This window comes from Aerococcus sanguinicola, from assembly GCF_001543145.1.
GTDB classification, from domain to species: Bacteria; Bacillota; Bacilli; order Lactobacillales; family Aerococcaceae; genus Aerococcus; species Aerococcus sanguinicola.
In genome coordinates, this window is the sequence record NZ_CP014160.1 from 275,129 (window position 1) to 288,989 (window position 13,861).

Genomic DNA, 13,861 nt, shown 5'->3' on the forward strand with positions numbered 1-13,861 from the left:
TATAAAGTTAACAGCAGACTATAGGAAGTTGTGCTGGTTCTCTTATCAATTGGCTTGCTGGGCGTCCCTTGTACCTACCAACTTGCGAACATGCCCGCCATTAGAAAGTAGCTTGGCGACAACTTGCGAACGACTTCCCCATTAGCAAGTAGGTTTGCGGCAAGACGCGAACGAGGGACCTATTAGCAGGTCGACTGGCGGTAACTTGCTAGGCAAGATGGACAAGGTCCCCATAATTAAAACAAGCTAGCAAGGTCTCTGCTAGCTTGTTGATTCTCACCTTAATTACTTATTTTGCTCATATCTAGTCAGGTTCGACTTGGCAGTCTTGGAGTGATTTCACAAGCTAGAAACGAGCGAATACTTCGCTCTTATTCTGACTTGCTCCAATCATCCAAAGCTAAATGCTCTTGCTTACACCCTATAGTTGGGTTCGGGCTGGCAGCTTTCCTGTCACTTCACAAGTCTCCGCCGCAGTCTTTCAGACTGCTCTGGTGACTTGCTCCAGTGAAGGAAAGCTAAACGCCATCCCTCACACCCTGATCTAGTCGGGTTCGACTTGGCAGAAAGGGAGTGACTTCAGCAAAGTGGAACGATCGGCTAAAGCCGCTCTTATCCTCTTTGCCTCCAGTCATCCCTTTCTGAACGCCTTTGCTCACACCCTATGTAGTCGGGTTCGACTTGGCAGACTCGGAGTGATTTCACAAGTCAGAAACGAGCGAATACTTCGCTCTTATTCTGACTTGCTCCAATCATCCGAGTCTAAACGCCAAGTCTCACACCCTTGCCCTTTTAATAAAAGATTGTCAGGCCGCGTTGGGCTAATTGGAGCACGAGCAGGCCAATGACTACATTGAAACTAATTCCTCCGAGTGAAGGAATGAAGGAATCAAAGAAGGAGATGTAGGGCTCGGCCAGGTTATTGATCAATTGTCCTAACTTGCTATCTCTTGCGCCGGGAAACCAGGAGAGAAGGGCATAAATAATGAGGACAAAGCTGTAGAGCTGGATCAGTTCTTGTAGTAACCAAATGATATTAGTCATGGATGTCTTGTTCCTCCTTGAAAGGGTCATAGCGGCGGTCGGACTCGTAGCGGTAGTGGCTCGGATCGACTTGGTCTTCGTAGACCCCTTGGATGTCAATCGTCGCCGGAACAGCTAGGAAGACATCCTGGCCAATCCGCTGCATGTCACCATGGATGGCAAAGACCACACCCGCGATATAGTCGATAAAGCGGCGAGCATCAGCATCATCCATCCGGTCAAAGTTCAAGATCACACCCTTGCCTTCTAGAAGAAGGTCTCCGATGCGCTCCGCTTCGCCAAAAATTCTCGGCAGGAAGATTTGAATCGTCTGTTGACTTGCTTGACGGCCCCCATCCATGCGAATTAGTTTTTGATTGGTCTTCTTTGCTTGGTCAGCCATCTGAACATCCTCCTCCGTTTCAAAATCTTCTCTAGCCAAGGCATCTGCTGCTTCTGGGGAAGCAGCTAGGTCATCGTCGAAGGCGTAGTCCTCCACCTCTTGGTCGTCATTGATAAAAATCGATTGCACAAAGTCTTTAAATGCCATAAATCCCCCATTATTCTTGGTACAAGGCAGAGCCAATCCGAACAAAGGTCGCCCCTTCAGCAACAGCCAAGGGATAGTCCGAACTCATTCCCATGCTCAGTTCCTGGCAAGGAGCATAACTGAGGTCTTTAGCTTGGACACTTTGCCCCAACTCACGCAAGCGGCCAAAGTAGCTATGGATGGCCTCATCGCTGGCATCATGGGGAGCCATGGTCATTAAACCGACCACTTCCACTTTGTCAAACTTGGCCAGGCCCTCGATAAAAGCTTCTAATTCTTCTGGAGCAATCCCTGACTTGCTTTCTTCCCCTGACACATTGACCTGGACGAAGCACTTGACGACATGGTCGGCCCGCTTTTGAATCTCTTTAGCAATCTTTAACCGGTCCAAAGCATGGAAGTAGTCCACTTCATTAATAACATCCTTGACCTTACGCGATTGCAAGGGGCCGATTAAGTGCCAGACACAGTCATCAGGCATAGCTGCCTTCTTCTCTAAAAGACCATCCACATAATTCTCAGCATAGTCTCTCAGGCCCACTTGGTAGAGGGACATGGTCTCTTCCACCGAATGGTACTTAGAAACACAAATCAGCCTGACATCCTTAGAGGACAAGGCTGATTCCTGCTGCACAGTTTGAATCCGTTGGCGAACGGCCTGTACATTATCTTGGTAGGTCATGCTTACCGACGACGCTTTCTGAAGAATGGTGGCGTATCTAATTCATCTTCACCTAGCTCATTACCATAGCTTTCGTTCGGTGCATTGTAGTTGTTGTAGTCATCTCCAGCTGGGCGACGGTTATCGCGTGGCGCTTCCCAGTCATCATAGTTATCTTGACGGCTTGGACGGGCTGGACGACTTGGGGCTTGTTTTTGCTCAAAGTATTCAGGACGATTGCCATAGTCACGGCTGGCTGCGCTTTGGGCACCAGTCTTGAAGGCAGAGCTTTGACGGCTAGCTTTCTTTTCTTCATGGCGACGCTCTTCGTCAATCCCAGTCGCAATGACCGTTACAATGACTTCATCATCCAGGTCTTCATTGATTGTCGTACCAAAGATGATGTTCACTTCTGAAGAAGAAGCAGCAGAAACAATATCAGCAGCATCTTGAGCTTCGAAGAGGGTCAGGTCTTCGCCACCAGCGATGTTCAAAAGAATTTGTTCTGCCCCATCGATAGATACTTCAAGTAATGGCGATGAAATAGCCTTCTTGGTCGCGTCAGAGGTCCGGTTTTCACCTTGGCCAGCGCCAATCCCCATTAGGGCTGTCCCTTGGTCTTGCATCACGGTACGTACGTCCGCGAAGTCCAAGTTCACATAGCCAGGTGAGGTAATCAGGTCAGAAATCCCTTGAACCCCTTGGCGTAGAACATTGTCAGCTTCACCGAAAGCTTCCCGCATTGGGGTCTTCTTGTCAACGATTTCTAATAAGCGGTTGTTGGAGATTGTAACCAAGGTATCGACATGTTCCTTCATCTTGGCAATCCCTTCCGCAGCTGAGCGGCCACGCTTAGGTCCTTCGAAGGTGAAGGGACGGGTCACAACCCCTACCGTTAAAGCGCCTAATTCTTCTTTAGCGATTTGAGCGACGATCGGTGCGGCACCCGTACCGGTCCCACCGCCCATACCAGCTGTGATAAAGATAAGGTCTGCCCCTTGCAAAGCTTCACGGATTTGGTCTTCACTCTCTTCAGCGGCTTTGCGGCCAACTTCTGGTTGGGCCCCAGCACCGAGTCCACGGGCAATCTTAGGCCCGAGGTGGATCTTCACGTCAGCGCTTGAGTGCGCTAAGGCTTGGGTATCGGTATTCGCTACAATGAACTCTACCCCACGTACATTTTCTTGGATCATGCGGTTAACCGCGTTATTACCGCCGCCACCAACACCAATGACCTTGATGTTAGCGCCGCGTTCAAAATCTTGTAAATTGTCAAATTCTAAATCCATCTTTTATCCTCCTGAATCATTACTCGTCTTAGTTAAAGATATCTTCAAAAAAGCTCTTCACTTTATCAGCGAAGCCTTCATTGCCTTCTTTAGCCGCATGGTCGGCTGCTTGGCGAGTGCCCCTGCTTTCTTCTTCATGAAGCTCTTCTTCATAGCTAGCATAAGGCGCTTCAGGAACGCTCTCTGCTTGAACTTCATGGTCGACTTCCGGCTCGTAAGCCCGGACTTGAGGGCGGGTATAGCTTTCTTCCTCTTGCTTAGCTGCGTCCCGGCTCCGGTTGTCAAAGTTATAACCTTGGGCCACATGGTAAATTTCTTCGAGACCCGATGCGTATTCCACCAGGCCAACTGCCGTCGCGAACATCGGGTTGCGCAAACCTACATGCTCAGGAATATAGAAACGCACTTCCGTTCCAAAATACTCTGAAGCCAGGTCAATCACGCCAGGCAGAGCAGCAGCCCCACCCGTGATAACCACGCCACCAGGTAGGTCAAAGGCTTCGACTTGGTCTAAGGCACGTTTAATCGTTTCCAAAATTTGCATCACGCGAGCTTCGATAATTTCAGAAAGATAGTGTTCGTCTACCTTAGCGGGTTCTTTTTTGCCGATAATTTCAACCGGGAAAAATTCATTCTCGCTGGTATGGCGGGAATCCGCATAGCCGTATTCCAACTTAATCTGCTCTGCATTCTCGGTGGTTGTGTTTAGGACAGTGGAGATATCCTTAGTGATATACTCCCCACCCTCTTGGTCGATGTAGGCAAATTTTAATTGCTTGTCATGGATAACGCTGGCGCTCGTTTGGCCACCACCCATATCGATAATAATCGTTCCGAAATCTCTTTCCCCTTCAGATAAGGCTGCAGCTGCTGTTGCTAGGGGCTGAACGACCAAGTCGGCAATATTCAAGCCCGCATTCTCAACACAGCGGCGAATATTGTGAATAATCGTCTTGGTCCCCGTAATCATGCTCGCATAGAGTTCTAAACGAACGCCAATCATTCCACGTGGGTCGCGGATGCCATCAAAACCATCAACCACGAACTCTTCAGGGATCACCGAAATGATCTCCCGTTCTGGTGGAACTGCACGTACTTTAGCTGCAGATAGGACATTGTTGACATCTTTATCCGTGATTTCACGGTTCTCATTTGCCACTGCAATCATCCCATAACAAGGTTCTATGTTCACTTGATTACATGGTACGCCAACAATGACGTTTTTGATTTCACAGTTTGACTTGCGTTCAGCTTGACGGACAGCGCTCTTGATGGCTTCGACCGTTTTGTCGATATCCACAATCACACCCCGGCTCAAGCCTTCTGAACGTTCACTCCCAACACCGATAACATTCAGGTGCTGGTTCACATATTCGGCAACAACAACTTTTACTGAAGTGGTTCCAATATCGAGACTCGCATAAACTTTTGGTTGCACCATGTAATTGAAACCTCCAAATTCTTTAATCAATAATCAAGATATGTCTATATCGCTTCTATTTTAACATAAATAAAGTAGCAAAAGCAGTAAACTTTTCCTAAATCAATGAAAGAAAAGAAAGCTAGCAAGTGCCGAGCTCTCCTCTTGATAAAGAGACTAGGACCTGCTCCAAAAGCCAATCTCCACTTTGCCTTCAGCGACAATAAATTTCCTTATCATCCCTTGCAAAGATCCAAGCCTGTTAGCTTTTGTCACACTTTCCTCTTCATAGAAGCTATAAATATCAGATTATAATCAAGTTTACCATACAGAAATACCTATAGCAATCAGAAGCAAGCGCCCCAAGAGGAAAAGCTAGGATTTGTCAAGAAATTAAAAATAAAGGATTTCCAATAAATTGTGCTGGTCAGCATTCGTTTCGCTGTTGTTCAAAAATAATTGATATAGACTTTTTGTTTACTTACCCTCAATATAAAAAATTAGAGGAGCAAATAAAAAAAGCGGAAAATTCCGCTTTCAAATGAATTAGCTAACCGATCTTCTATTGGGCCTGGCTTGAAGCTTGGCTGCTGGCCTGAGCTCCACTTGCTTGGCTAGCTGGTGCGACCTGGCTAGCCGGAGCCTGGTCAGGAGTCTCCTGGCTGGCCGTGCTCGCTGCACTGCCTGTGCCAGATGAATCGGATGTGCTGACCTGACTCTGGCTTGAAGCACTGGATGAGTGATCCGCTTCAGCACTTGCCTCTGCTTGGTCCCCCTCTGCCTTGACTTCAATTTCTTGCCGGTCCTCCTGGGCAGGCGATGGGTGGGCAGCTTCATAGACTTCCTTCTCTTCTGGACTCGCAAATGGATTATTGGCTGGTGTCAATTCGGTAAAGAAAATACCCAGGTCCATATCCAAGAGTCCTTTTTGCCCGTCCAAGATTTCCAGAACTTGGTCATAGTACTGGAGGTAGTCCACAAATTTCAGCATAAAGCCCGTAACAATATTCCCGTCCCGCATCTTTAGAGCGAGGTGGTTGGGGTAATCAGCCGTTGAGATATTGTGGATCGATCCAATCTGCTGGAGGATACGATCTGGCAGTTTGCCTAGCTGCTCCGCGAGTTTAAGGATCTGCCCGTCATCGAAGCCTTCAAAGACCGGCAATTGCTTGTCGGGTTCAGACAGGGCCTTATCCAAGATCATCTGGTTTTCTAAGACCGGATAGTAGAAGTCCTTCTTCTTCACGTAACCGACTACCCGGTGTTCTTGGACATTGATCAAGACATTGCGCTGGTCGTCCAATTGGATGTTCACGCTCTGAACTTGGGGATAGGCAGCATTAATCCGCTGCATGGCGCTTTCTTGGAGGGATTCCACCCGGCCTAGGCTCATGGAAGGATGGAGGCCGGATACCCGGACCAGGTCTTCTTCCTTGATCTGCCGCGTCCCCCGCACTTGGATGTTGCGCACATGATTGAGGGGCGAGGCCAAGTAGCTGGCGACTAAGAGAAGAAAGATAAAGAAGCCATAATAGGCCCAGCGTGTCTTAGCCGGTACCTTGGCTTTTTTCTTTTGCTTAGGCGGTTTAGGCTTGGCCTGGCCCTTGTCCTGACGTCCGAATTGGTCTTTGACCGACCGCCAAACTTTAATCCGCCGTCCCTGTTGCTTTGGCGCTTGGGGCTTTTGGGTGGCTGATCGGGCCTGCTTTTTCGGCTGGCCTGCAGAGCTTGCTTGCGACTGGTGCGAGGAAGCTGGCGACGGCTGGCCTTCCTCCCGGCCACTAACCCGGGATCTTGAGGGGTGTGCTTTATTTTTATAACGTCGTCTTTCTTTCTCCCAGTCCATGCTTTTCCCCCTTTAGGCTTTATTTTTCTTCGATGGCTGTCTCCAGGACCCGGCGGAGACGGTCCGCTGCATCTGGTACTCCGAGGAGTCGGGCTTGTTGGCTCATCTGTACCCGCTGGATGTCGTCGGCCATCAATTCGTCAATCATTTCCAGGAAGAGATCATTATTCAGGTCCTCTTCTAAGAGCATCTTGGCTGCCCGGTGGTCGACCAGGGACTCAGCATTGCGCTGCTGGTGGTTGCCCGTCACATTAGGGCTTGGAATCAGCAGGCTCGGCGTCCCCAGAGCCGTTAGTTCAGTTAAGGTCGTTGCCCCTGACCGGCAGACAACCAGGTCCACCGTATTAAAGAGTTGGGGCATGTTCTTGATATAAGGAACCACCTTGACATTGGTCAGCTGGTCCAAATGGTCAAATTCTTTTTGATAATCATCATAATAGATCTCACCCGTGGCGATCAGGACTTGGTAGGGCCGCTTGGTGAAAGCTTCCAGCGAGGCCATAACTGCATCGTTGATCCGCTGAGCGCCCCGGCTCCCCCCGAAGATCAGGAGCGTCGGACGATTGTTGACCAGCCCATATTCCGTCAAATCAACCTTGTCAGAGATAGCAGCCACTTCCTGGGCCCGGGGATTGCCGGTGTAGACAATCTTATGAGCATAGCGGCTAAAATCCGCCTTGACCCGGTCGAAGCAAATTGCAATCTTATCCACATAACGACTTAAAAACTTATTGGTAATCCCAGCTACTGAGTTCTGCTCATGAATCACGGTTGGCAGGCCCAAATGCGAAGCGGCGTAGAGGACAGGCGCGCAGACATAGCCCCCTGTGCCGACCACGACATCGGGCTGGAAGTCTTTTAAGAGCTTGCGGGCCGCTGAGACACTCTGGAGCATATAGAGAGCTGTCTTCAGATTATCCATTGACAGCGACCGTTTCAGGCCTTGGATCCGGACTGTCTTGAAGGGGATCCCCTGTTCTGGCACAATCTTGGCTTCCATTCCCTGGGCGGTCCCGATATAGAGGAATTCGGCATCTGGGTAATGGGCTAGTATATTCTTCTGTAAGGCGAGCGCAGGATAGATATGGCCTCCCGTTCCGCCACCCGATAAGACAACACGCATGCTTTCCATCCTTCCTAGTTAATGATCCTTTTTACTTTGGGCTAAGTGCTTGGCTGCTTGGACAAAACGCTCGCCCCGCATTTCGAAATTGAGGTACTGGTCCCAAGAGGCACAAGCTGGCGAGAGCAAGATCACATCGCCGGCTTGGCTCTGGGCATAGGCTAAGTCAGTCGCTTCTTCGATATTCTTGGCATGGACATAAGGGATTTCCATATCTTCAGCCAGCTTGGCAAAGCGGTCAGCTGTCTGCCCCATCACGACCATGGCCTTGACCTGGCCGAGTTCGGGCTTCAAGTCCTCTAAGCCAAGACCCCGGTCGAGGCCTCCTGCAACCCAAACGATAGGGGCTTGGAAGCTGCGCAAAGCTGTCTTCGCGGCATTGTTATTAGTTGCCTTGGAGTCATTATAGAAGCGACGACCTTGGTAGTCCAAAACAAATTGCATCCGGTGGGCTACCCCATGGAAGCTCTGGCAAGCGGCTTGAATGGCCGTATTGGAAACACCTAATAATTTAGCAATGGCCATCGCTACTAGGGCATTTTGGACATTATGGTCGCCAGGAATAAAGACCTGGTCCCGCTCGACAACGGCTTCTTCTCGCCACATCAAGCGCTGGTGAGCCCGATCGTACCAAGCTCCTTCCCGAGACTGACCCGTTAGTGAAACGGGAATAACTTGGGCTTGGGTCTCATGCCGCTTGTCCCAGAGCACTTCCTGGTCGGCGTTCAAAATCAGGTAATCGGATGCCTCCTGCTGGGCCGTAATCTGCCACTTGGCTTCCAGATACCCTTCGATACTGCCGTGGTAGTCCAAATGCGTCGGATACAGATTGGTAATAGCAGCAATCTTAGGCTTGAAGCTGCAGGTCCCCATCAATTGGAAACTGGAAAGCTCGAGCACCAAGCGATCGCTCGCCTTGGCATCCAGGGCCACATCCAGGGCCGCTAGACCGATATTCCCTGCCAGGTAGTTCTTGCCCGGCAAGTCCGTTGCAGCTTCTAGGATTTGGAAGGTCAAGGAAGCGGTGGTGGTCTTGCCGTTAGACCCCGTGATACCAATGATTTCAGCTGACGTCAGTTGGCCGACCAACTCAATATCCGTGTAGACCGGCAGGCCTTTAGCTTGGGCGGCCTGGACCATGGGATTACTATAGGGAATGCCAGGATTTTTGACCATAAAGGCAAAGTCTTCCTCCAGCAATTCCACCGGGTGCGAGCCCGCAATGACCCGGACATTCTCTTCGATCAGGGTCTGGGCTTCCTTATTTTCTTCTAAGGGCTTGATATCATTCACAGTGACAAAGGCGCCCAGGTCCGTCAGGTGTCTAACCACACTCATCCCTGTCATGGCCAGTCCTAGGACTAGGACTTTTTTATTTTTTAGCGATTCCCGATTAATTTCTAGTCTTTCTTCCATAATTTCCTCCTAGAAGATAGCGATGGCGATCAGTGCGCCGATAATTTGAACAGCCCAGAAGACTAGGTCGACCTTCCATTCGGACCAACCTAGCATCTCAAAGTGGTGGTGGATAGGACTCATCTTAAAGATCCGCTTGCCTGTCAATTTGAAAGAAGCCACCTGCAAGATCACGCTGGCCGTCTCTGCCACATAAATAATCCCAGCAAAGAGCAGCGTCCACGGGTTACCAATCAAAAGAGAGAGAACGGCGAGCACCGCTCCCAAGGCCAAAGAGCCCACATCCCCCATAAAGATCTTGGCTGGCTTCACATTGAAGAGGATAAAACCGAGCAAGGCGGCGATCATGGTCACACAGAAGAGGGCAATGCCTTGCTCGCCGGCTTGGAGAGCCATGGTCAAATAAGCAGCAAAAGAAATAATCCCACAACCTGACGATAGGCCGTCCAGCCCATCGGTAAGGTTAAAGGCATTGGAAAAGCCGGTGATCCAAAAAAGTAAGAAAAAGAAAATCAAGATGGGATGGCTCAGGCTGGCGATGTTGAAGATAGGGATTTCAACTTCCAAGCCAAAGAGGACAAAGATAAAGAACATCAGTGCCGAACCCAAGAGCTGGAGGACAAACTTCTGCTTGGAAGATAAGCCCTCATTTTGCTTCTTGAAAATCTTCAGAAAGTCATCCGCGAAACCAATTCCACCAAAGAAAAGGAGGGCGATGACAAGGGCCCAAGCACTGTTAGACCAGTGCTGTTGGACAATACTCATCATCAAGACAGTGAGCACACTGGCCCCCAAAAAGACCAGCCCCCCCATGGCTGGGGTCCCACTCTTGGCTTGGTGCCAGGCCGGCCCTTCTTCACGGATGGCTTGTCCAAACTGTTTCTTGTGCATGTACTTGATAAAGAAAGGCATGGCCAGCGTGGTGATGGCATAGCAGAAAATGAAACTTAATAGCATATCGAAACCCTTTCGTTGTTTTCAGTTAAGGTTGTTGGAGTTGTAGGAGGACTTGGTCGACTGATTCAATCGGTGTGTTCACGTCCACACTCTGACCGACGACGAGACCTTCGCCCTCAATCCGCACCGGGATATTGAGGAGCTTGGCTAGTGCCTCGCTCTCGTTGCGTGTCAGACCGCTAAAGTCTGGCAGGCGGACCCCTTCATCAGTCAAGAGATAGACCTTCTTAGCCATAGAATAGTTACTCCCTGGCTTAGGTGACTGGTCGATGACCTGCTTGCCAGTGCCCAGGACTTCCACCTTGAGGAAGCCGTGGCGCTCTAATGCTTGTTGGGCAGCGCCCGGATTCTTCCCGGTCACGTCGATCATCTCAGCCTGGTCATAGCCTCCTGTCTCAGCTAGCTTAGCATAATCTAGGGCCCGTGTTAATAGGGGAACAAAGATATCTGCTAGCATGACTGCCGGTTGCTTACCATCCCCTGCCATCTTCGGTTTTTTGATGGTGAGGTAGAGAATGTATTGGGGATTATCAGCTGGGGCAAAACCAACTACCGAATAGAGGTAGTTAAAGCCCCCACTCAGATAGGCCTGCTTGTCCGTATCATAGATTTCAGCCGTCCCCGTCTTAGCCGCAATCTCAGTGCCTTCCACGGCATACATTTGTCCTGTACCCTGAGGATCTTCGACCACCCGGCGCAGGTATTGGAGAGTCTTTTGGGCCGTTTCATTAGAGATTGGAGCGGCAATCTTCTCGGGTTGGACCACTTGCAAGTCGCCCTGGCTGTTTTCCATTCGGTCGATAATTTGTAGGCGCATCATCTCGCCCCCATTAGCAATGGCAGTGAAGGCCTGGACCATCTGCCAAGGCGTTACACGGAGGCCCTGACCGAAACCGGTTGAGACTTTTTCAATTTCATAGTCATAGGACATGGACCCTGCCACCTCTTCCTTGAAGACGGAGTTAGGTTTTTGCATGAGGCCAAATTCGTACATGTATTCCTTCCAAACATCATAGCCCATATCGCCCACTAATTGGACAAAGAGCACGTTGGAGGACCGGGCTACCCCGTCCAGCTGACTGATCATACCCCAGCCGACATGGTTGTAGTCGCGGATCACGCCACCATCCACGCTGATAGCTCCTGACATATAGGTCGCATTGGGATCAAAGACCCCTTCTTCAATGGCCGCTGCCAGGGTCAGGACCTTCATGGTAGAGCCCGGCTCGAAAGATTCTTCAACGAGCAGGTTCTTCCACATGGTATCCAACCCTTCCCGGGTCTGCGGGTTAAAGGTAGGGCGCTGGGTAGCCGCTGCGATCTTACCGGTCTTGGGGTCCACCAGCATGGCTGTTAGGTTCTCTGGCTTGTAGGTGTCATTGACCTGGGTCACCAGAGTCTCTAAATAGGTTTGCAAGCGAGAGTCCAGGGTCGTGTAGAGGTTCTGTCCATCCACAGGGGCGATTTGGTCATCTGCCGCCTCCTCTTCCTGGTCATTTTGCTCGGCCTTGCTGAAGCTCACATAGCCATTCTTGCCTTGGAGTTCCTGGTCCTTGTTCTTCTCCAGACCCAACTGGCCGACTAAGCGGTCATCCATAGCATTCTCAGCCTGCTTGAACTGGGCGTAGCCGACCAGATGGGAAGCAAAGACCCCATTGGGATAGGACCGGCTCGGTGTTTCTCTAAATTCAATGCCGGGTAATTTTTCCTGGCGGATGGCGTCCATTTGGGCATAGGAGAGGTCTGACCCGGCATTGCCGAATTCTACCTGGTTAACATTCTTGGTTGAGAGGATCTTCAGGATCTCTTCCTTATCCATATCCAAGTGCTGGCTCAAGACCTCAGCCGTATGGTCACGCGTTTCAGCGGTAACGTGTTCAGCGTCCTGCCAAGCCTCGGTCAAGACGGCATACAATGAATAAGAAGTAGCATCCAGGGCTAGGGGGTTGCCACCGATATCATAGATGGTCCCCCGTTTAGCCGTTAAGATACTACTTCGTTGATACATGGCTTGGGCGCTCTGCTCGAGGTCTACGCCATTGACATGGCCACCGAGCATAATAAAGGCAAATCTCAAGATCAAGCTAGCGAAGAGGACGGCAACAGCGATCAGCATCCAATGCAGGAATTGACGCCGCTCTTTTCTTTGCTCTTGACTTGTTTTCATTCTTCCACATTCCTTATATTGTCTTCATCCATGGTCAATCCTTGGTCTTTAGCAACCTCCATGACCCGGTCATAGTTGCCGAGTTCGTTGACCTTCTGTTGGATATTATTCTTATTATTCTGTACATCCGAAATTTGAGCCTGGATGCCTTTGAGTTCCTGGTCGGCCTGCATGTACTGGGCCTTGCTGGCAACGAGAAAGATCAGGCAGGCAGCGGTCACCATGAACATGCTGATCAATTTGATCCAGTCCGCCGTCGTCAGAAAACGCTTCTGACTGTGTACTTTATGGGCTGGCTTTTGGACCAGGTGAACCTGACTTTTCTTGGGGCTAGACGGCTGGTCCTCCAAGGGGGCCGCCTTCTCAGCTGGCATGGCATAGGCAAGACTGGCTTGTTCTGGGTGTAGTGCGAAGAGTCCCATGTTTTTTCTCCCTTCACGAGTGTGATTAATCGTTAATTCTTTCGATAACACGCAATTTAGCGCTTTGGGCCCGTGGATTATGGGCCAGTTCTTCTTTTGATGGATAGATTGGTTTGCGGGTGACCAAGCGGTAAGAGGCTTCTTCCAGATCCTGGGCGAGGATTGGAATATTGGCCGGTGGTTGGTCGACCGTCGAGGCGTCCTTGAAGAGCTGCTTAGCGATCCGGTCCTCAAGGGATTGGAAGCTAATGCAGGAAATCCGGCCACCGACCTTGAGCAAGTCTAAAGCCGCTTCCAAGGAATCTTCCACAGCTCCGAGTTCATCGTTAACTGCAATTCGAATGGCTTGGAAGACCCGTTTAGCCGGGTGACCGCCTTTACGCCGGGCAGGAGCTGGAATGGCTTCTTTAATGAGCTCGACTAATTCGCCGGTTTCCTTGATCCGGTGGTCCTGGCGGCGGCGTTCAATCTGCCGGGCAATCTGCTTGGCAAACTTCTCTTCACCATAGCGGTAAAAGATCTTAACTAGCTGGTCATAGGACCAGTCGTTGACAATATCTTCGGCCGTCAAAGGCGCTGTTTGGTCCATCCGCATGTCCAAGGGCGCGTTCTGGTGGTAGCTAAAACCCCGCTCGACTTGGTCCAGCTGGGGGGACGAGACGCCCAGGTCATAGAGGACACCATCCACACCGTCAACGTCCAAACGCGCCAATTCTTCCTTGAGATAGCGGAAGTTGCGGTGGATCAATTGCAGCTTGCCTTGGGCGATTTCCTCAGCAAAACGTTCTTCTGCATGTTGGATAGCTGTGAGGTCCTGGTCAAAGGCGTAGAGCCGGCCTTGGTCAGACAAGTAATCTAAAATCAGCCGGCTATGGCCCCCACCGCCCAAGGTACAATCCACATAGATGCCATCTGCTTTAACCTGCAGGGCCTCCACGCTTTCCTCACGCAGCACGGTAATATGTTTAAAGTCTTCTGTCACCCTAA

Annotated in this window: 12 protein-coding genes; all 12 read right to left on the bottom strand. The window is 50.4% G+C overall.

All coding sequences use genetic code 11. The annotated features are described in order from the left end of the window. Positions 1-792 precede the first annotated feature (792 nt). Positions 793-1,044 carry a YggT family protein gene (locus AWM72_RS01415; protein WP_083272319.1) on the bottom strand — a complete coding sequence of 84 codons (252 nt, stop codon included), beginning with the start codon at positions 1,042-1,044 and terminating at the stop codon, positions 793-795. Further along, complete coding sequence (locus tag AWM72_RS01420; RefSeq protein WP_067972058.1) at positions 1,037-1,573, bottom strand: cell division protein SepF; 537 nt, start codon at positions 1,571-1,573, stop codon at positions 1,037-1,039. The genes AWM72_RS01415 and AWM72_RS01420 overlap by 8 nt, the downstream gene beginning before the upstream one ends. A gap of 10 nt (positions 1,574-1,583) precedes the next feature. Beyond that, a complete protein-coding gene (locus AWM72_RS01425) occupies positions 1,584-2,255 on the bottom strand; it encodes a YggS family pyridoxal phosphate-dependent enzyme (protein ID WP_067972061.1) in 672 nt (223 codons plus the stop codon). A gap of 2 nt (positions 2,256-2,257) precedes the next feature. Next, positions 2,258-3,523 (bottom strand): cell division protein FtsZ, encoded by a 1,266-nt coding sequence (gene ftsZ, locus AWM72_RS01430; RefSeq protein ID WP_067972064.1) that lies wholly within the window; start codon positions 3,521-3,523, stop codon positions 2,258-2,260. A 28-nt stretch (positions 3,524-3,551) separates the two neighbouring features. Beyond that, on the bottom strand, positions 3,552-4,964 hold the full coding sequence (gene ftsA, locus AWM72_RS01435; protein WP_067972065.1) for a cell division protein FtsA: 1,413 nt from the start codon (positions 4,962-4,964) through the stop codon (positions 3,552-3,554). Positions 4,965-5,505: 541 nt separating this feature from the next. Next, positions 5,506-6,789, bottom strand: coding sequence for a cell division protein FtsQ/DivIB (locus tag AWM72_RS01440; RefSeq protein WP_067972068.1), 1,284 nt, complete (start codon positions 6,787-6,789; stop codon positions 5,506-5,508). Positions 6,790-6,808: 19 nt separating this feature from the next. Further along, positions 6,809-7,912, bottom strand: a complete 1,104-nt coding sequence (gene murG, locus AWM72_RS01445; RefSeq protein WP_067972071.1) for an undecaprenyldiphospho-muramoylpentapeptide beta-N-acetylglucosaminyltransferase — start codon at positions 7,910-7,912, stop codon at positions 6,809-6,811. 18 nt (positions 7,913-7,930) lie between these two features. Next, complete coding sequence (gene murD / locus AWM72_RS01450; protein WP_067972075.1) at positions 7,931-9,328, bottom strand: UDP-N-acetylmuramoyl-L-alanine--D-glutamate ligase; 1,398 nt, start codon at positions 9,326-9,328, stop codon at positions 7,931-7,933. Positions 9,329-9,337: 9 nt separating this feature from the next. Beyond that, positions 9,338-10,285 (bottom strand): phospho-N-acetylmuramoyl-pentapeptide-transferase, encoded by a 948-nt coding sequence (gene mraY / locus AWM72_RS01455; protein ID WP_067972077.1) that lies wholly within the window; start codon positions 10,283-10,285, stop codon positions 9,338-9,340. A 25-nt stretch (positions 10,286-10,310) separates the two neighbouring features. Further along, a complete protein-coding gene (locus tag AWM72_RS01460) occupies positions 10,311-12,452 on the bottom strand; it encodes a penicillin-binding protein (RefSeq protein WP_067972080.1) in 2,142 nt (713 codons plus the stop codon). Beyond that, entirely contained in the window at positions 12,449-12,874 is a 426-nt protein-coding gene (ftsL, locus tag AWM72_RS01465; RefSeq protein WP_067972082.1) for a cell division protein FtsL, read from the bottom strand. Before ftsL ends, AWM72_RS01460 begins: the two co-directional genes overlap by 4 nt. A 25-nt stretch (positions 12,875-12,899) precedes the next feature. Next, complete coding sequence (gene rsmH, locus AWM72_RS01470) at positions 12,900-13,856, bottom strand: 16S rRNA (cytosine(1402)-N(4))-methyltransferase RsmH (protein ID WP_067972085.1); 957 nt, start codon at positions 13,854-13,856, stop codon at positions 12,900-12,902. Positions 13,857-13,861 lie beyond the last annotated feature (5 nt).